This is a genomic window from Streptococcus sp. 11-4097 (assembly GCF_018215285.2).
Taxonomy (GTDB): domain Bacteria; phylum Bacillota; class Bacilli; order Lactobacillales; family Streptococcaceae; genus Streptococcus.
Genome location: NZ_CP185262.1, coordinates 660,845 through 680,780, shown reverse-complemented (window position 1 = coordinate 680,780; position 19,936 = coordinate 660,845). Strand labels below are relative to the sequence as shown.

Sequence of the window (19,936 nt, the reverse complement as noted above, 5' to 3'; positions counted from 1 at the left end):
TTATATACTTTTTTGTATAATAAAAGAAGCCTCAATCTTGAGACTTCTTGACTAAATCAAAGAATGATTCTTCAGAAAGAAAAGTGATGGATTGACCGTCTGATATTCTTCTAAGCGCTGCATCATGCTTTTTAGACCTTTTATCTGGATCAAAAAGATTCAACTGCTTGTGTCCTAAAACCAATATATCTGTCCTAGAAGATATATAATTTTGAACGACAGCTCCTTTACTTTCTAAAAATCGTATGGCTTCTTCTCGAGTTAGAGGACGTAGGCTTCCTGTGATAACAATGTTCTTCCCTGTTAGATCCATAGTTCCGCCTATTCTTCTTCGTCGTCACTCTCAGCGCCAGTGATATGACGTCCTCCCTGCATACGCTGACCTGCTTGTTGCATTTGTTGGTTCATGTAGTTCATTTGATTCATACTCTGTTGAAATTTTTGTTGAGAAGAATCAGGCTGTGCTGGTGGTGTCGATTCTGAAACTGGCGCATCTGCAGGTGGATTTGAATCTTGGATTGGGGACTCCATGCCTTCAGCTGAAGAAGTTGGATCGACAATAGGTGCATCCGTTGTTCCTGAATCAATTGGAGGCTCAGGAATATCAATTGGACCAGGCTGAGCAATTCCAGGAACCGCATCATTTTTCAGAGCGTTATAGGTCGCATTTTGAGCAGAGGCAGCCTTATCATCCAGCTTATCTAAAACTTTGCCAACTGCCCCTTGCCCATTTTGCATGGCTTCAAATGCTTTCCATTCTGCCAAATCAACCATATTACTTACGCCACCTTTGGCCGCATTCATCAAGCCTTGGTCTTTTACAGAGTTCAAAGCACCTTGAATGCCACCTCCAGTTCTGGCTAGGCTATTTCCTAGGATCTGACTTCCTTTAGACAGGGCATCTGGAGCTTTTTGTGCCATATCCATACCAAATTGGCCAAGTGCCATACTACCATTAAAGAGACCGCCTGCTCCAGCCGCAAAGGCATTGCCCATCATCATAGCTCCGAGCAATTGTTGAGCTGTTTCACTATGACCTGTTGAAACTCCAAGCCAGCGCTCGATCATGGCCACTCCTTGCATTGCTGCAAAGAATACTCCAACGTAAACAAAGGCAGCTGCAAGACACTGTTCCCACATATTGAGTCCATCAAAGAATCCGCCAGAAAGCTTAGATACTGCTGAAACAGAAAGGATTGGTAAATCTCTGAAAATCTCAAGTGTTACACGCATAATGATAACTTCAAAGAAGATTCCTGCTAAGGCACCGCCAATCGTTCTTAACAACTCTTTGTATTTCTTTGAGTTTGATAGAGAACTGTATCCAAGGATTGGAGAAATCATTGCTTCAATCACAATATCAAAAATTGATTTGACGAGCTTAATGATCATGCTGACCAAAAGAACAACAAGGATAATATACTGGAGGAACATCCCTATCCAGTTGACTTTGTAGCGCATATAAACTGATTCAAAAGCACTCAATTGATTGATGAGACGGTGTTCTGTAATGCTTTCAACTCCAGTATTATTGGAATCCAACTTATGGAGGAACAAGCCTTTAATCCCTGCTATTTTGTCGGTTTCCTGCATATCCTTTAACAGTTTTGGATTTGTCGTACCATAGTTTGCCCCAAAATCAATCTTGGTCGCAAAATCAGTCGTGTCCCGCTGTGCAGGGTCATCCGTGATATTATTGACAGGAGTTGACCCCTCCTGAACGGGCTTGATATAGCCATAATCATCCATTGGAAACAACTCTGTAGAAAAATCCTTGTAGATCAAAACTTTTAAGTCTACCACATTATTTTTCATGGGCTGAAGAGCCAAGGAGGAAGTTGGTTGACTACCAGATGGCGCTTCACTGGTGACCGTCTGGATAGACATGGCATCCTGCGCTACTGCGGTTGAGATAGTGGTCAAAGCTAGTGGCAATACGGCAGTTACAGCAGTCACCAAAAGGAAATTCGTAATGACCCCTTTGTATTTGACTGGTTTTGTAAAAACTCCTGCAACAGCCGACACAACCAAAATCAGGGTAAACAAGGACGTCCCCAATAACTGAAACCAGTAAAAGAACTGGCCTATAATCGTCTTCTGGTCTCCCAGATAACCGAAGAGACCAAAGAGCTTGAACATATTATTAAAAACATGTTCTAGGCTGGAAGTGATTTGATAAAGAGCCTTGGCAATCCCTCCTGGTAAATAAGTGAGAAATGCCATAAATGCAGGAGTCGGTTCTAAATAGTTGCCCCAGTAGGAATAAAATTCCGCCAGCTTTTTTGCATTCTCGCCTGTGATTTCACCATTGAGATTCTTGACCTCATTCATCAAATCTGAAAAGGTTTGATAGTGCACTAAAGGTACCTTCTTTCTTTCTAAGATACCCCTATCATATTCGATAATGGCATAATCGTTTTTAAAGGGACAATGAAATTCTGACAATAAAAAAAGCCTCAAATAATTGAGACTTTTGTAAGTTAATCTGCTGTTCCATTGAAATCATAGAAAGCATTGTCTTCTTTATAGCCACGAAGTAATTCAATGACTCTAATTTTTTTACCACCTTCAGTCAAGACGACTTGATAGTAAGCACCAGCCTCTTCAGGCTTATCTGCGTTATCACCAACAGCTATAGTAAAATTATCCTTTCCTTTCAGTTGACTTTCTAAACTAACAATAGTTCCTCTGAAAGAGGCTGGAATTGCCTTCACTTGTTCTTCTGAAAGAACACTGTACCTAATGCTTTTACCGTCATTATTTGAAATGGTTCGCTTTTCTTTATCGAATTTTAAAGTAGATCCTACTCCACCACTAAAAATAGAACTATCATAACTATCTTCTTGTGAAAAGCCTGTATAGCTATCTTTTAGCACATTTTTAGCGAGACTTTCAGGTGATTTTTGACCACATGCTCCTAGTAAAATCAAGGCTAACCCTACTAAAACAATTCTTAAAAAGTACTTTGCTTTCATCATTTATCTCCTAACCATTGTTTATTTTATTATAGCAAACAGCTTTTTTTCTTGCAAGTGTTTATATAACTTATTGTACATCTTTTTAGATAACTTCATCCGCAAAGAAGTCATCTCCATCATCATAATAATCATAGTCTCCGTGAATAACACTAGCTGCAGCTGCTTGGAATAATTCATCTGTGGAAGTAAATGATTGGGATTGCACCTTTTGCCCTTTACTGTGACGGCCTGATAATTTTGGAGTTTCCCCATTGTTGCTGAGGAGAGGCATGGTCAAACGTTGCCTCCAGTCTATGATGTTGTTGAAGGCTGTACCTGCATCAACTGCGATCTCCTGGAGTTCTAGCTCACGGTGCGCACTTTCGACTGGAATATCCGCAAGAGTCATCGATGTATCAAATTCCTCTTGTAAGAACATGTACTTGTAAGGGAAGCTCGTCTTATCATGTGCGAAGATTGGATCCGTTGTGACCTTACGTCCAACATTATCCCGTCCCTTGACTCCACGTAAGATAACCGCTTCTCCTTCCTGGAGCTTGGCCAATTGCGTTGGTGTCAACAACTCTTGTTTTGGATTCTCGACTGACACGTTTGGATTGGCTTCGTCTAGGATATTGCTGGAGCGCCGTCTTCTGGTGATGGTACGTGTACCCAGGTCAGCACTAAATTTCTTATTGGTATCTGAAGATGTTGTTTTAACATAAACCTTCAATGAACAGTTGTCCATAATGGTTCGAGCAACATTTTGGCCGTATTTATCATCCAATTGCTCCAGATTTTGAATCCATAGGTAATAGAGAATGTTTTGTCCCAATCCAATAGATATTTTTGTATCCATGTGAGGAATCGCAGGGATATTTGTAAACTCATCTAAGATATGGAGAATCCGATTAATACATTTACGACCACTTGAGAGAGCAAGCTCATAGTTAGCATTGAATAGCTGATCTAAGAATAACGAAACAATCCCATTATACTCTGTTCGGTTTGGTGGTGTTACCAGGTAAATGACTTTCGGTTTATCTGAATAGACCAGTTCAATATCCGACTCCTGAAGAAGATTTTTGGTATCTTCTTTATTCTTAAGGACGGTTATATCGATATGATCTAAAATCGGCTTCTTGCTATACTCATCTAGTTCTAGACTATCTCCGTTTCTTCGATAGACTTTTTCAGCTGAAAATTGAAAGATTTGATCTCGAACAGGGGAATTGCCATTATTCTTATGATTGAAATCAATCGTTACCGTAAACTGATCTGGAAGTTTAGGCTCAATGGCATAGGTCAGATACCCTTCCCCATCGACTAAAGCTGTCGCTTGCTTTATATAATCGACTTTCTTTTCGACTTTACCCCACTTCTTCAATCCTGTAATCGTTACTTTAGCAGTTTTGTGCTTAAATTCGTTTTTAAGCTGACTGTTGGTGCTTGATCTCAGCTTGACAGATAATCGACGTGGGAAGCCAACAGACTCTAAATCAATAGAGTTTTTAGAAGTCAGTTTGGCCACGTTGTCTTGCAAGAACAGATTGATTCCTGTCATCATGCTAGAGTAGACATTACCTTTAGTCTCATCACCACCAAAGTCTGAAGCACGAAATTCGATATCAGCCATTTGTCTAAATTTCGAGAATTGTTGTTGATTGACTTGTCTCAAATTATCAAAATAGACTGTGATTTTTGACTTTTTCGACACTTGTTGTTCTCTGCTTGGATTCTCGACGATTTCTCCAGCACCATCTACAAAGACTTCTTCAGAACCCATTGTCGCCAAGAATTTTGCAACGTTAGGGATCGTAATGGTATCCCAGGCATCGTCTTCACCATTTTGAACGGTTTCATTAGCTCGATCCATCAAAGCCATTGTAAGAGCATTAAACAGGGATATAGAAGACTTACGGAAATATTCAGCATTCCCCTTCTCTCCACCTTTTTGTTTCGGATAAATGGATTCTGCGACTGCATTGACATAGGTTTGAGTTTTCTCATAGTAGCCCTTCTTTGCAGCAGCGATAGCTAGAGCTAGCGGATTGAAAGACATAGACCAATCCATATTTTGGAAAGAAAGAACATTGACATCATAGTCACGTTGCCTCATGAGTTTGTAGGAGGCTTGATAATGTTCCCCTTTCGGGTCTGCTAGTACCATCGATGGCTGCAATTCAGCACGACTGTTGATTTCAATTGCTGGAGTAATATGACCTTCACCCTTACCTGAACGAGTCATCCCAATTCCTAACAGATTCGTCGGCTTATCTTCAATGTAATAATATCCAGAAGGAAAAGCTAACATGCCTAAAATCCGCTCCGCATTTGTCACGTATCGGCTCATTTTTCTATTTTGCCATAACATTTGAGTTCTCAGTGTTTGTCCTGCTAGATCATGAGTCAGTTCATGAAGTACAGGAGCTCCACCTTCACCTGGATAAGTTAAATCTTTATTGGGGATCTTTTTGTATTGACGACGAATTTCATCAATCGTCACAAAACGGTCATCTCCTTCTTCGTTGTTGTTATAGTCTCGAAACTGCTCGAAGTTTATCCAGGCAGATTTCCAGGCGATAACTAAGCCCAATAGAAAGATTGGAAATGCTAAAATCGGTGCTATCAAGAAGACCTTAGCATTCAATAAACTTTGAAATAAGAGGCTGTTTAAGTCAAAGTTTACGGCCTTACTAGCATCTTTAAACGACCAAATACTAAAGTAGAGAAAGCGGATTGTGGCTCTCAAAACAGTAACCAGGTAATTGGTTAAGATAAAAGCAATAAAGCTAAAACCTAATCCCATATAAACGAAGCTGCGGTAACTCTTAAAATAAAGAATGGGCTTCATTTCTTTATCAAAACGTTTCCGTTCTCGTTTAACAAAAGGGAGGGTATAGAATATCCTGAAGAAAACATTCCAAAGAATGAGAGAGACAAGCGCAAAGATTTTAGGTAAGAATGACTTCATCCCATTGAGCAACCCTCTAACTGATTTGAACCATACTTGTTTCCAATCAATTCCTTTACGATTTTTCCAACCTCTTTTTATTGCTTGCCTTAGACTACTCTTTCCTGCTAATAACCTTTGATAGCTTCTTAAAAAATACGGCTGGAAAAGTTTGAATAGGTAATAACCTGCTCCCCCTAGAAAAAGGAAGGTATTAAGCCAACTGGCTCGAATCAGTTGGATAAGGGTATAAAATACTACTTCAAATAACTCAAACAAACGACTCCCCCCTTACACCTTCCAAGAACCATTCCATTTTTCGAGTATAGAAGCTCGAAAAGAGAAATATGTGAAACTGTAGCCTTGGAGAGGCTTTCTCATAACGGTTAAAGTAATTTTCTAACCATTTCTCCCCATCCAACTGAAGAACATTCAATCGACTAGATCGACTTTGTTCTAAGTAATTGGTCACCTGAAGAGATTCTGCAATCAATTCATCGGACAGATAATTGTATTTTTGTCTTGCCATTGTTGCACTCCTTTCTTATTATTTCTTATTTCCCCTCTATTCTAAGGGATAATATCAAATTCTTTGTTAAAGGGACAAAAGATATTGTTATATCATAAGTTATATAACTTTTTGTGTAACAAAAAAGCACACAAGTGTTCTTGTATGCTTTCAATACCTTTAGAATGGGGATTCTACATCCATTGGTTCAGGATAGGATGGAGGATTAGAACTTGGTGTCGGCTGAGAAAAGCCCTGTTGTTCCTGCTTACGTCGGTTAGATGCCTCCTTATTTTCAAGGAAAGTGATTCCTCCTTGTTGGTTTGGTGAAATAAACTGATACGTCCGACGTTGACCTTGTTCATCGTTATAAGGTCGTTGGATAATTTCTCCTTTTAAGAGGATTGGAGAGCCTTTAGATAGGCTCTGAGCCATCAATTCCGCTTGTTTTCCATAAACTTGTACATGGAAGAAACTAGGGATTGGTTTATTTGTATCATCAGTCATACTCGAATCACAAACAAATTCAAATTTGAAACTGACGTGACCGTTTGGAGTTCGGCCCACTGCATCATTTGGAATGAATGCAACACGTCCAGAAGCGATAAATACTTGCATTTTTTCTCCTTTCAATAAAGACCACAAGAGAGTCTTTATTCAACTTGTGGTCATCATTTCATTTTAGTTCGTCAAATTAATTTTCTTTCGACTTACGAAGGCCTGCAAGACTCAACAATCCCAAAATCATTCCCACAACTGGAAGCATGCTTGCTGCTGATCCAGTGTTTGGCAAACTAGTTTCTTGTTTCTTGTTCCAAGTATAGTTATAAGAAATAGGTAATTGAGTATTTACAGATTTAGTTTGCGCTATATAAGACACAAGTTTACCTGTTTTGTCATAAACTTCAACAGGTGTTTCGCCATCCTTAAGGAGTGCTTGTCTTTGAGCCTCTAGGTCGGCTAAACGTTTAGCTTCAACTTGTGCGCTATACAAGGCAAAGAGTTTGTCATAAGCCTCTTGATTGATTTTCTGTTCTTGCAACAACTTGTCAAGGTTATCTTGAGCTTGTTTCAAAGCAGTTGCTTTCTGATTAAGAGTTGTTTCTTTTTGAGCAAGGACTTTCTTAGCTTCAGCAAGGTTAGGCTCAGCATTAAGCAAAGCATCTAGATCAGCTTTTGCTTGTTCCAATTCCTTGCCCACTTTTTCAACATTATCCTTAGATAGTTGGAGATTTTCAGCAGCAGTCTGGGCAAGCTCCTGCAGTGTGACCAACTTCGTTTGTTCTGTAGCTAGGTTTTCTTTAGACTCCGTAAGAGCTTTTTGTTTAGTGTCAAGCACTTCCTTTGCTTCAGCAAGATTTTTCTGTTTAGTTTTTACATCAGCAGTTAAGGCATCCAAGGCCTTTTGAGCAGCCACCACACGTTGTTGTGCTTTCATTTGAACTTTCTCCGCCTGATCAAGTTCAAATTGTGCCGAAGGTGCTCGTAATGGTGTTGCTTTAAGTCTTGAAAATTCTTCCTTAACTTGCTCTTCTGTAGATAAAGCTGTATCGTATTCTGCTTGAGCTTGTTCCAGAGCAGTTTGTGCATTAAGATTATTTTTCTGCGCTAAGCTAAGAGCACCAACTGCAGCGTGATAAGCCCTAGTTAGAGTCTCAGCTGAATTAGGATTGCTAAGTTCTGTCTTATCAAGTTTCGTTCCTGAAACTTTTTTATCTGCTACTGTCAACCAGTGAGAACTTGTGACTCCTTCACGTTTCGATAAAGATAAGCCAAAGTAATCTTTATTCCCTGAGGACGTTTTCGATAACCCAGTTATACTCTCAGCATGTTGCCACTCCATACCATTAAATAAAAACTTAACAATGCTTTTATAGATGAATCGTTTAGCGTCATCCATAGTATGAATTTCATCACTACTATTGACACCATACATATTCTCTAAATATTGAGAAGAATTATTCTTAGATGACGGCAGACCATATTCTCGAGCTACGTCATTGATAACCTTTTTATCATGACCTGCACCAAACTTCCAATTATCAGAAACATAACCATCAGTCACCTTCTTAGCAACCTCAAGCATCCCTTGTGAAACAACTGTTTTAGTTGTACCAAAACGCTGACGGACTTGATTTAACAAATCATTCGCAAAGAAAGCTAATTCCATTTGCTGTTCTTTTGTCAAATGATTCGGATCAACAGAAATTTGCTGATCTTTTTTATTGGACTTAAATTTATTAAGTTCTACATTTTCCTGATTGACTTGTTCAAGTTTGCGCAGTTGCGCAGCATTGTGTTTATCCCAAAGAGCCTCTTGTTCAAGAATATTGTACGGATTATTCACATAAGATTTTAGTGCTTCTACGTAGCTATCTGAAATTTGCAAAGTATTTATTGAATTATACCTTGCTTCAGCATCTGAAAAATCCGATTGAGCTTGTTTGAGCGCTGATTGAGTCTGATTTGCTGTTTCTGAGGCTTTATCCAATGCAATATTAGTAGTCAAAACAAGAGAATGAGAATTTTCAACTTGTTTCTGCGCTTCAACAATTTTTTGTTGAAGTTGATCATCGTGGGATTTAGCTTGTAAGAGTTCATCAGATTTTTCTTGAACCTTATTTTGTGCCTGCTTTTGTTCCCATTCAGCATTCTCTTTCTCAGCAATAACTTCTGCTTGCCCTGTACCGTCAAGGATAGCTTGTGCGTTATCTACACTAGTCTGTGCATCTTTGACTTCTTTTTCAGCACTTGCTACATTGTCTTCAGATTTCTTAACCACTTTTTCTTGGTCTTGAGCCACTTGTTCAGCTTTGTCAAGGTCATTCTTAGTATTTTTTTCTTGCTTTTCAGCGTTATACTTAGCAGCTTCAGCATCGGTAACCTCTTGTTTTTGCTTTTCAATGTTCCGTGGTGTAGCTTTGTCCTTGATTGCTTGCGCCTTATCTGCTTCAGACAGCGCTTGATCTACTTCAGACTTCGCCTCATCTACTTCAGACTGCGCTTGATCTTTCTTAGCTTGTGCTCCATCTACTGCTTGGGTAGATTTGTCAAGTTTATCCTTAGCCTCATCAACTTGTTCTCGAGTGACAATAATCCCACTAACTTCACTCGTAAAAGATTGTAATTGTTTGGGAGCTGTTACAGCAGGTGTTTCATCTGCGTGACCGATCGTGTTTACTAGACCAAGACCAATAACTGATGCCACTCCAACTGTTAGATTTACAGTTTTATTCATTCTATTTTCCCTATCCACTTTTTAAAAAAAGGTGGCAGTTCCTGTTACTCCACCACCTTTTATAACGAACTGAACTATTTTATTCTACTTCTTTCTTACGTTTCAAGCCAACTAAACCAAGCATTGACAAGATACCAGTACCAACAAATCCAAGCACGCTAGAAGCCGTTCCTGTATTTGGAAGCGATGGCTGTGGTTGTGGTTTACGTGGCTCTTCTGGAGCTGGTCGCTCAGGAGTATGTGTTACTACCTTCGCTTCCATCTCCTGACCATTAACAACATTTACAAATGTATTCTCAACTTCTCCACTTGCAATACGCTCAACTTCAACATAGAAATCGGCATCAAACGTACCACGTACTCCAAGAGAGTTCAAGAACTCTTTGTCAATAGTGTAAGCCCACTTACCGTCTTGTTCATTCCATGTTACTTTAACAATCTTCTTGATAAAGTCAGAATTTGTGCTTTGATCAAACTCAAATTGGAAAGCATATACAGAGCCTTTGGCAATCTTATCACCAGCTTTGACTACTTTACCATCCTTCAGGATGACATCATAAGGCAATGTGAGGTCTTTTTCAGCCGTATACTCTGTACCCTTGATGACACCTTTCCAATTACCTGTATAACGGTCATGCTTCATATCGAGTTTATCCAAACCGTCATATTGGTACAACGTATGGTGTCTTTCTGGAACAGTTGCACCGTCAAGAAGGTACTGAATCAATTCACCCATTTGAACTTCTTTACCGTCAAGAACTTTCTGACCTGTTTTATCAAGCGCATGTTTTTCTGGGTATTTTGGTTTAGGTGGTTCTGGTGTACGAGTAATAACCTTGGCAGTCATTTCTTGTTTATTGACAATATTGATGAAGGTATTCTCAATCTTACCACCAGTTTCAATACGCTCCGCCTCGATGTAGAAGTCTGCATCGAAGGTCCCTTTAACTCCTAGAGAGTTTAGGAAATCTTGATTGATAACGTAAGACCATTGACCACCTTTTGCATCCCACTTAACAGTCACAAGTTTCTTGATAAAGTCAGAATTTGTATCTTGATTGAATTCAAAAGTGAACGCATAAGATGTTCCTTTGGCAATCTTATCACCAGCTTTGACCACTTTGCCATCCTTCAGGATGACATCATAAGGCAAGATAAGGTCTTTCTCAGCTGTGTACTCTGTACCCTTAATGACACCTTTCCAATTACCTGTATAACGGTCATGCTTCATATCAAGTTTGTCTACACCATCATATTGATACAACGTATGGTGTCTTTCTGGAACAGTTGCACCGTCAAGAAGGTACTGAATCAATTCACCCATTTGAACTTCTTTACCGTCAAGAACTTTCTTGCCAGTTCTATCAAGTGCATGTTTTTCTGGGTATTTTGGTTTAGGTGGTTCTGGCGTACGAGTAATAACCTTGGCAGTCATTTCTTGTTTATTAACAATATTGATGAAGGTATTCTCAATCTTACCACCAGTTTCAATACGCTCGGCCTCGATGTAGAAGTCTGCATCGAAGGTCCCTTTAACTCCTAGAGAGTTTAGGAAATCTTGATTGATAACGTAAGACCATTGACCATCTTTTGCATCCCACTTAACAGTCACAAGTTTCTTGATGAATTCAGAATTTGTATCTTGATTGAATTCAAAAGTGAACGCATAAGATGCTCCCTTGGCAATCTTATCACCAGCTTTGACCACTTTGCCATCCTTCAGGATGACATCATAAGGCAAGATAAGGTCTTTCTCAGCTGTGTACTCTGTACCCTTGATGACACCTTTCCAATTACCTGTATAACGGTCATGCTTCATATCTAGCTTGTCTACACCATCATACTGAGAAAGAGTGTCATGTTTAGATGGAACGGCCACACCATCAAGAAGGTACTGAACAAAATCACCTAGCTGGACTTCTTTACCATCAAGAACTTTCTTACCATCTTTATCAAGCACATGTTTTTCAGGCTTGATATCTGGAACTTCAACAGTTACCAGATTAGACTTATGATCAATTCCAAAATCGATCTGATGGAATTCGTTCTGAACCTTTTGACCTTCTTTTACCAACAATTTAGCAACCAAATCAAAAGTCACGTTTTTGCCCTTAGAAACATAGTTCTTATAGTAAGCAGCGTTGTCTTTTGGAACCCACATATAGAACTCACCTTTTGGTGACAATCCTGCTTCTTTCAAGATTTCATTGACAACATCTGTTCTTCCCTTGTCAGAAAGAACGTGATACATGTCAAATAGTTGCTTCACATCTTTTCCTTCGTCGTCACTTGCCTTGGTTTTGGCATCATCAACGGTATAGGCACCGTCTTGAACATCGTCTACAATCGCAAAACGTTTCGCGATAGATTTAGGTGACGCAGTAAATTTTGAATAAGGAGCATAGTCAGTTTTCAATGTAAACTTCACATTCTTGTCAAATGTCTTAGCTCCATCAATGTTGTTTCCATGTGTATCCTCAACAGATTTTGTAGGATTTACAGATGGTTTGTAGCGCAAGTTAGCATAGCGAACATGGACAGTACGAGATTTCACTTTACCTGGTTCAGGAAGATATTCAGGATCAGGAATTGTATCCTTTTCATGCTTCTCCAATTCTGGCGGATGAACTTCTTCTACTGTTTCTACAACGTTGTTATTTCCCCAAAGTTGGAATGTGTATGTTGCTTCATACAATTCCCTATCCGAGTAAGGAGGTAGTCCTTCCGCTTTTCGTTCCGCATCAGAATACTTACGATATGCTTCAAATTTTTCCTGCGAATAAGGTTTGAATTCTTTTTTACCATGGTAATAACTCAAATGTCCTTTCGAACCATAGCCAATAGATACAATAGTTCCTACAGGTGTATCATGAAAATCGTTTACATTTGAATAGATTGGATCACCAGCTTTATACTCGTCTAAACCTGTATCGTCGTCTGATTGATACGTACCTGATGTTTTCACACCTTTCCAACCAGTTTTATTTCCAAATGCTGGAATAGGTGTTTCTTGAACCAATGAATCACTAGGTGTTTTTACAATACCTGTCGATCCATCTTCATAAGTATGACGAACAGATTGACCGTAGTCAATATCTGAATATACATCGGCACGTCCAATGTTTAATGGTTTACCAGTTGCCTCGTCAAAAAGCTCATAATCGAAATCAGGATTCAAGTAATTAAATGGGCTGAATCCAAATGGTGAAACACCTTTATCTTTCAACCACCAAACCCACAAACGACTATAAACTTGAGAATTACCTTCTTTTTCAAATGCTTTAGTAGGTGTTGATGTCGAAGTGAATTTTACAGAAACTGTTTTTCCTGATTTAGTCTTACCAATTTTGTGCAGGGTAAACCAATCACCTTCCTTAATATTTTTTAGAATTGTCCCACCGATTGACGTGGCATTTTGACGAGCGATTTCCTCTTTATCAATCATATCTGGACGACCAAGTTCAATCGTGGTTTCAGAAGTAGCTCCTAACGTACCTTTGACCAACTCCAAATCTTTTACTCCTGAAAACGCTGCGGTAAGTTTACCGTAGTATTCCAAAGAACCACGTTTTGTTTCGTCATAGTTACCATACAAAGAAATGTTTGGGGCAGTTGCAGCAACACCTTTCTTTTTAAGCTCTTCCAATTTTTTTTCATAAGCTGTCTGTTCTTTAGCATATTTTGCTAAATTTTCTTTGTTATGCTCATCAATCTGATCATTCTTTTCTTTTAGCTCTTTTTTAGCTTTCTCATGATCCTGACGAATCTCTTCGTTTTTATCATGAACATCCTTTTTCTCGCGCTCATTATCTGCTACATCTTTCTTGTAGCCATCAATTTCAGTAGAAACCGTATTTGCTTGATTCGCATAATCCTTTTCTACAGCAGTCTGACGCTTCGCAAGTTCTTCCTGACTCTCAGCAACTCCAGCATCCACAGGAGAATCCTGTTTTACTTCTAGGCCTGCTTTCTTAGCTTCAGAAACAGCCTTATCAACAGTTGAATGATCAACTACAACATCGACGGTAGTATTCTGCTTGGCAGTTTCGTCCTGCTTAGGCACTTCTTGTTTAGGTGCTTCCTGAACAGTTTTTGGCACATTTTGATTTGCACTCAACTCATCAGCAGACACAGTACCTGATGAAAAAGCCATAGCAAGAGCAGCCATACCCAAAATTACTCCACAAGCACCGTAGCGCTTCACCTTACGAATTGATCCAAATACTTTTGTTTCTTGTGTTTTAAACATTTTTTCTTTTCTCCTTTAATTAAAATAATTGTTTCTTGTAGAAATAACTTACTGCTGTAAGCAATAAGCCGCCGATTGCAGCTAGGAAACTTTGTTCTGACCCTGTGTTTGGCAAAGTTACCATTTTACCATCTGCAGTTGAAACACTGATGGTCTTGTCTTCATTTGTAACAGCTCCAAGTGCTTCAGGAGCAACTACAGAGCCATCTTCAAGGACAAGATTTCCATCTTTAGTGCTGACAATGGAATTACCTGTGCTGGTTTGAACAGGTGCTTTCGTAATATCATGCACCGCCTGACCTGTTGATGTAGAGGTTGTTCCAATTTGCGACTTCCCTTGCTGGTTCGCTTGATCAGTAGTTTTTGGCTGTTCATCTGGAACACCATCTAGACTACCTGCGTTTTCCTTGTCTTGCGCCTTATCTGAAGGTGCTGGTTTATCAGCTGGCACTCCATCAAGACTTCCTGCGTTGTCTTTGTCTTGTGGTTTATCTGATGGTGTTGGAACACCATCGAGACTACTTGCATTATCCTTGTCTTGCACCTTATCTGAAGGTGCTGGTTTATCAGCTGGCACTCCGTCAAGGCTTCCTGCGTTATCCTTGTCTGAGGGAGCTGTTGGATCAACTGGAGTAACTGAAGGCTCTGTTGGCTGAGTTGCTGGAGCCTCTGTTTCTGTTGAAGCGCTTGGCGCTGTTGGTGTAACCACTTCCGTTGTTGGAGCAGAAGAATCAATTGGTGTTACTTCATCAGCTGATACAAATCCAGCTTGTGCTAGTGCGATAGTTGAAAGTGCTAGTGTAGCTAATAATTGTTTTTTGTTCATTTTTTTCCTTTTCTAATTTCTAAGATAATTTGATTCTTTTGGTTCTGTTTCTACAACAAATCCATATTTTGAAGAATCAGAAGCTTTTACATCAAAAGTTAATCTAACGCTAGATGATTTATCCCCTTTTTTGACGGACAGGATATAGGAAACCGTATATTTTTGAGTTTCTGAATCATAATTCAATTTCTCTAAAATAACGGACTGTAAAATCCCTTCTTTTGGTTTGGTAAATTTTGCATCTCCTTCAGAAAGAAAATCTGCTAGGTTTTCTTTTTTGCCCGAGTAATAAGAAGGTAAGAAATAACGGCTAAATACATCAACTTCATTTTTCGTTGAAATGATAAGTTGAGTATTTTTTTGTTCCTGATATAAGAAATTTACTTTTTCTGACTGGTTTGACAATTGAGCGAAAGCAAAAAATACGCAAATGATATTTATTACTGATAACACTCCCAAAACACCTAAGAATAGATAAAATTTCTTCAGAGAAACTGACTGCTTTTGAGATACGGAAGGCACAACATCTGTTTGATCCCTTGCTTTTGGAACAGGTGGAAGGCGATTGGGTTGCGAAACAGCCATCGTCTCACCTTCAGCTGGGAAAAGAGGAAGAGAAGAATCGGACAATCCCATACTTTGTTTATATACAGGATAAATCTGGTTCTCAAAATACTCCCTTTTTTCTTGATAGCTGTAATTTGCAAATTCAGAGCGAGTTAGTATCGCTTGAATGAGGGGAAGCAAGAGGTTTTCATAGTCTTCTGTAATGAGGAAGGGACTAGCGTAAACCTCTCCTTCTGTCACCACGCTTTTCCCTTCCAGATGGGCGATTGCTACTTTTTTCAGCTGAAACTGACTATACGCTTGTTTCAACTCTTTAAATAACAACTCGGCCTGGTTAAATGTTAGGTAGGGCAAACTTTTTGAAATCGGCTGAGAAAAATCAGAAAGATGATCCAATCCCTCGATGATAGCAAGTAACTCACTATCATCCTCTGGACCTCTTCCATCTTCCCAGGAAATTTCTAAAAATAGATCATCTGTAATCGTACAGCGATCTTTATTAAAGAGTGAAAAAGCCATAAATCACCACCCCTTAACTTCTTACGAAATCAAAAATCCATTCAATAATACTTGGTCCCGCTGAAACACCAATAATTGCAATTGCAATTGATATCCAATTCTTTTTCATTGAGGCTTTTAACTCCCGTCCACCAAACGCATAAATGAGCGAAGTGACAACGGCAGCTAGCCCAAATAGTGCAACACTGACTAGCTGAACTTTTGTAATTCCTTGTTTCGCCAAGTTATCCGACTTAGCAAATGGATCGTCCGCATAGACTGTAAATCCTGTTAGGAACAGGGAAAGGCTCAATAAAAACATCTGTGATTTTGTTTTTACTTGCTGAAGTTGTCTTGTCAAATAATTTTTCATAGAAATCCTCCTTTGTTTTTTTGACAACGTTAGTATAATAGATAATTGAAAAAAATTTTTTAAAGGGACAATCATTTTTTTAAGGTGAGTTTTAAGAAAATAATGCTTCCCCAAATGACGTCTTTTCAGCTTCGACATCGAATAATATTTTTCTTTTATCTTCACGGTGATGCTCATCTGGCGCATCACCTTCTACCCAAAGATGAAAATGATACTCTTGATTGTGATCGGATAAGTTCAGAAACTCTTTAGAAATTAAAGGAAGCACCTTATGCTTAATCACTCTTTCAAGTGGCCGTGCACCATCCTTTATATTTGTTCCTACATCTAATAAATAAGTAACCAAACTTTCTTCATAAGAAAGAGTCAACTGTTGATTCTTCATTCTTTCTTCGATTTCTGATAGTTGTTTGACAATAATTTCCTTATTCACTTCCTCGTCTAACATATTGAAAATCAATTTATATTCAATTCGATTGAGAAATTCTGGTCGAAATCTAGTTTCCAACTCCAACGTCATGCTCTTTTCAAACTGAACTTTGTCCCTGTCGGTTAGCTTTTTAAAATTCCCTTTCAATTCATACTGATTAATAATTTTTTGAGAACCAATATTCGTAGTAATAATGACAATCGTATTCTTAAAACTCACTTGCCTTCCAGTTGAATCAGTCAAACGTCCTGCATCAAGCACCTGCAAAAATAAATCTACAACTTCTGAGTGTGCTTTCTCCACCTCGTCGATCAGGATAACGCTATAAGGTTTTTGTTTAACCTTCTCAGTCAATTGACCTTTCGTTCTCGTTTGACGATCGCCAATCAGTTTTGTAATATCTCCTTTTTGCTTATACTCAGACATATCAAAACGAATGATTGCCTCCTCATCATCGAACATCCCCTCTGCCAATGCCAGGGCAAGCTCGGTTTTTCCAACTCCAGAAGTTCCTAGAAACATGAAGGAAGACAAGGGCTTTCTTTGATCCTGTAAACCAGCTTGGGCAACAGTTATAGCATTCACAACAGCATCTACAGCCTCATCTTGGCCTTTAACACGTCGTGACAGCTTTTCTTTTAAACCATCTAGTCTTTCCTTGTTACCTTTCAAAATCGTCGTGACAGGAATACCTGTTTTATTTTTCAGCACCTCTGCAATTTCTTGCTTCCTGACATGGCCTAATCCATTTGTAGAACAAATTGTTGCTGCTTCATCTATTAAGTCAAAGGCTTTATCAGGTAAAAATTGATCAGGTATGTAGCGGACGGATAGAAGTACAGCTTGTTTTACAGCATCAGAGCTAATAGACACCTGGTGAAAATTTTCGTAAATAGTTTTAGCTTGCTCAAGAATTTCAATCGCTTGAGTAGTTGTTGGTTCAGAAACCCTAATTGGCTGCATCCTTCGCTCAAGCGCTCGGTCCGTTTCAATATATTCATGAAATTCATCTAAAGTAGTTGCGCCAATCAATTGCATCTCACCACGTGACAAAACTGGTTTAATAATATTTCCAGCATCCAAAGCGCCCTTATCTGAACCACCAGCACCAACAATAGTATGAAATTCATCAATAAAGAGAAGATTCTCTCCTTTGGTTTCTACCATCTCCTCAATAATTTTTTTAAACTTAACAATAAATCCTCCATCCTCATCTGACATTAAACTAGATAGTTCCAGAGAGCGCACAGTCAAGTTTTTTAATTTGGGAGATACCTGGTTTCTTAAAATGGCTAAAGCAAATCCTTCAACAATAGCTGTTTTTCCAACTCCAGCTTCTCCTACCAAAATAGGATTATTCTTGGTTCGTCTGAGAAGAGTCGTCTGAACAGCTTCTATTTCTTTATCACGTCCATACACCTGATAATCTTCTGCTTTTTTTGAAACTTTTTCTGTCAAATTATCTGTATAACGATCTAAATAAGGTGTTTTTTTCTTTTCTTCAGTAGTCACACTTAATCACCTCTTTCTTTTACTTCCTTGATTTGAAGAGTGAGCTTATCTTTTATCGCATCCACAAATTCTCGTGGATTGATTGTCCCTTCTCCAATCTGAGATAGAAACATTTCCCAGCCTCCTGTTGTCTCTGGATCAGAGAATTCATTGTCATAGAGATAATTGATAAGTAGATAGGCCTTGTTGGTAGGAGTTAGTTGACCTGTTTTTTTATCTTTGACAACATAGCCTTTACTCTGAATTTTTTTAATGATTTCTCCTCTAGTGGCTTGTGTTCCCAAGCCATATTTAGGAAATATTTGGCCAATCAATTGGCTTTCAGTTAGTCTCTTAGGTGGTTTTGTTTCACCTCCTACAATCTGAACCTGCGTATCAATTTCATCTCCCACTTGATAATCAGGAACTTCAACAGAACCTCGTACCTTTCGAGAACTCCATTCAGCCCATCCTAACTTATGAAGCGTTCTACCTTTTGTTTTAAAAACAAGACCATTATTTTCTACATCGATTGTTTTTATTGAATAATGACAATCATCCGCAAACATCAAGATCGCCTGCTTCACAACTGCTTCATAAATCAGTCGTTGGTCAGTTTTTAGATTTGAAAGGTTTGGAATTCTTTCAGTCGGAATCAAGGCTGAGTGGCTCGTACCAGACGCTTTTTCATCATTGACGTAATCTTCTCTAGGCTCCAAAAACGCTGGCTGAAAATGACAATTAATAGCTTTTTGATAGGCAGATAGATTTTCTTTTAAATCATCAAATTCAAAATGACTGATGTATTCTGAGTCTGGTCGTGGATAGGAGAGAAAACCTTCTAAGTACAGTCCCTCAACAATGCTCTCAGTTTTATCTGAGTCAAATTTCCAGGCACTTGCTGCAAAACTTTGTAATGCTGACAAGGTAAATAGTTGTGGAGCTGATTTCTGATGTTTTTCTACCTCAACTGAAGAAACAATAGAGGTGGCTGATAATCCCCTTGAAGAGGCTAAAATAGCTTCACTATCTTTAGTTTTATCTTTGGTAGTAAAGAATACCCCATTTTCCTTATCCTCCAGCTGAAGTTTCCAATATTTTTCTGGAGTAAAGTTGCGAATCTCTAAATCATTCTCACAAACTAGTCTGACCGCTGGTGTTTGAACTCGACCAACCGATAGATGGCTACCTTTTGTTCGAGGGAGTTGTCCTCTTGCTTGAAGATCAATCGTTGCAAGAGGTGATAAGTTCATTCCTACCAACCAATCACTTTGTGCACGTGCTTCAGCTTCTAAATAGTAATTGTAGGTTTCTGAAGGTTCCTTTAATTCCTGAAAAGCTTTTTGAAGAGCTTTCTTTGTCATGGAGCTTGCCCAAAGCCGTTTCCAAATTTTCTCCTTGCCTCCTGGTATGTGCGATAAAATAGAGTACGCAATACGCTCTCCTTCTCTATCAGCATCCGTCCCAATAATCACTTGATCCGCTGCTACCACTTCATCATAGATTCTCTTAAATTTTTCTCTAGAACCCTTGTCCTCTTTCAGATGTTGCTTAAATGAAACATTTGTAAGAGGTAATTTATCAAGTGACCAGTTGTCTGGTTCGCTGTATTCAAATAGGTGCCCTTCAGCAGCCACCACATGTACTTCAGCTGGAAAATAGAGTGATTGCCTGATAACATAGACACCTTTCTTTTTACTGAATTGTCCCAAAGCTGTAGCATAAGCTTCTGCCTGTTTCTCTTTTTCAGCCAGAATAACTATAACCATATCATTCTCCTTCTACTTCATTTTCTGTCATTGTAAGCTATAATTAAAAAATCTTTTGTAAAGGGACATCGACAAGG

13 protein-coding genes are annotated in these 19,936 nt (G+C 38.9%); all 13 read right to left on the bottom strand.

Going from position 1 to position 19,936, the window contains the following annotated elements:
• Window positions 1-31 precede the first annotated feature (31 nt).
• Complete coding sequence (locus KB197_RS03590; protein ID WP_049505120.1) at window positions 32-313, bottom strand: BRCT domain-containing protein; 282 nt, start codon at window positions 311-313, stop codon at window positions 32-34.
• Between the two features lie 8 nt (window positions 314-321).
• Window positions 322-2,358 (bottom strand): pLS20_p028 family conjugation system transmembrane protein, encoded by a 2,037-nt coding sequence (locus KB197_RS03585; protein WP_050078009.1) that lies wholly within the window; start codon window positions 2,356-2,358, stop codon window positions 322-324.
• Between the two features lie 122 nt (window positions 2,359-2,480).
• Window positions 2,481-2,978, bottom strand: coding sequence for a lipoprotein (locus tag KB197_RS03580; protein ID WP_078136571.1), 498 nt, complete (start codon window positions 2,976-2,978; stop codon window positions 2,481-2,483).
• 82 nt (window positions 2,979-3,060) lie between these two features.
• Entirely contained in the window at window positions 3,061-6,189 is a 3,129-nt protein-coding gene (locus tag KB197_RS03575; RefSeq protein ID WP_050078013.1) for a VirD4-like conjugal transfer protein, CD1115 family, read from the bottom strand.
• On the bottom strand, window positions 6,182-6,439 hold the full coding sequence (locus KB197_RS03570; protein WP_050078015.1) for a hypothetical protein: 258 nt from the start codon (window positions 6,437-6,439) through the stop codon (window positions 6,182-6,184). The genes KB197_RS03575 and KB197_RS03570 overlap by 8 nt, the downstream gene beginning before the upstream one ends.
• 159 nt (window positions 6,440-6,598) lie before the next feature.
• On the bottom strand, window positions 6,599-7,036 hold the full coding sequence (locus KB197_RS03565; protein WP_050078017.1) for a single-stranded DNA-binding protein: 438 nt from the start codon (window positions 7,034-7,036) through the stop codon (window positions 6,599-6,601).
• A 76-nt stretch (window positions 7,037-7,112) separates the two neighbouring features.
• Window positions 7,113-9,656, bottom strand: coding sequence for an SEC10/PgrA surface exclusion domain-containing protein (locus tag KB197_RS03560; protein WP_050078018.1), 2,544 nt, complete (start codon window positions 9,654-9,656; stop codon window positions 7,113-7,115).
• A 79-nt stretch (window positions 9,657-9,735) separates the two neighbouring features.
• Window positions 9,736-13,905 carry an LPXTG cell wall anchor domain-containing protein gene (locus KB197_RS03555; RefSeq protein ID WP_421127848.1) on the bottom strand — a complete coding sequence of 1,390 codons (4,170 nt, stop codon included), beginning with the start codon at window positions 13,903-13,905 and terminating at the stop codon, window positions 9,736-9,738.
• A gap of 19 nt (window positions 13,906-13,924) precedes the next feature.
• Window positions 13,925-14,731 (bottom strand): LPXTG cell wall anchor domain-containing protein, encoded by an 807-nt coding sequence (locus KB197_RS03550; protein WP_050077953.1) that lies wholly within the window; start codon window positions 14,729-14,731, stop codon window positions 13,925-13,927.
• Between the two features lie 12 nt (window positions 14,732-14,743).
• Complete coding sequence (locus KB197_RS03545; protein ID WP_050077954.1) at window positions 14,744-15,817, bottom strand: hypothetical protein; 1,074 nt, start codon at window positions 15,815-15,817, stop codon at window positions 14,744-14,746.
• A gap of 13 nt (window positions 15,818-15,830) precedes the next feature.
• The gene (locus KB197_RS03540) at window positions 15,831-16,169 is read right to left on the bottom strand and encodes a hypothetical protein (RefSeq protein ID WP_050077956.1); all 339 of its coding nucleotides are present in this window, start codon (window positions 16,167-16,169) and stop codon (window positions 15,831-15,833) included.
• 91 nt (window positions 16,170-16,260) lie between these two features.
• The gene (locus KB197_RS03535; RefSeq protein ID WP_050077958.1) at window positions 16,261-18,111 is read right to left on the bottom strand and encodes an AAA family ATPase; all 1,851 of its coding nucleotides are present in this window, start codon (window positions 18,109-18,111) and stop codon (window positions 16,261-16,263) included.
• A 2-nt stretch (window positions 18,112-18,113) separates the two neighbouring features.
• Window positions 18,114-19,859, bottom strand: a complete 1,746-nt coding sequence (locus KB197_RS03530; RefSeq protein ID WP_050077960.1) for a type IA DNA topoisomerase — start codon at window positions 19,857-19,859, stop codon at window positions 18,114-18,116.
• Window positions 19,860-19,936 lie beyond the last annotated feature (77 nt).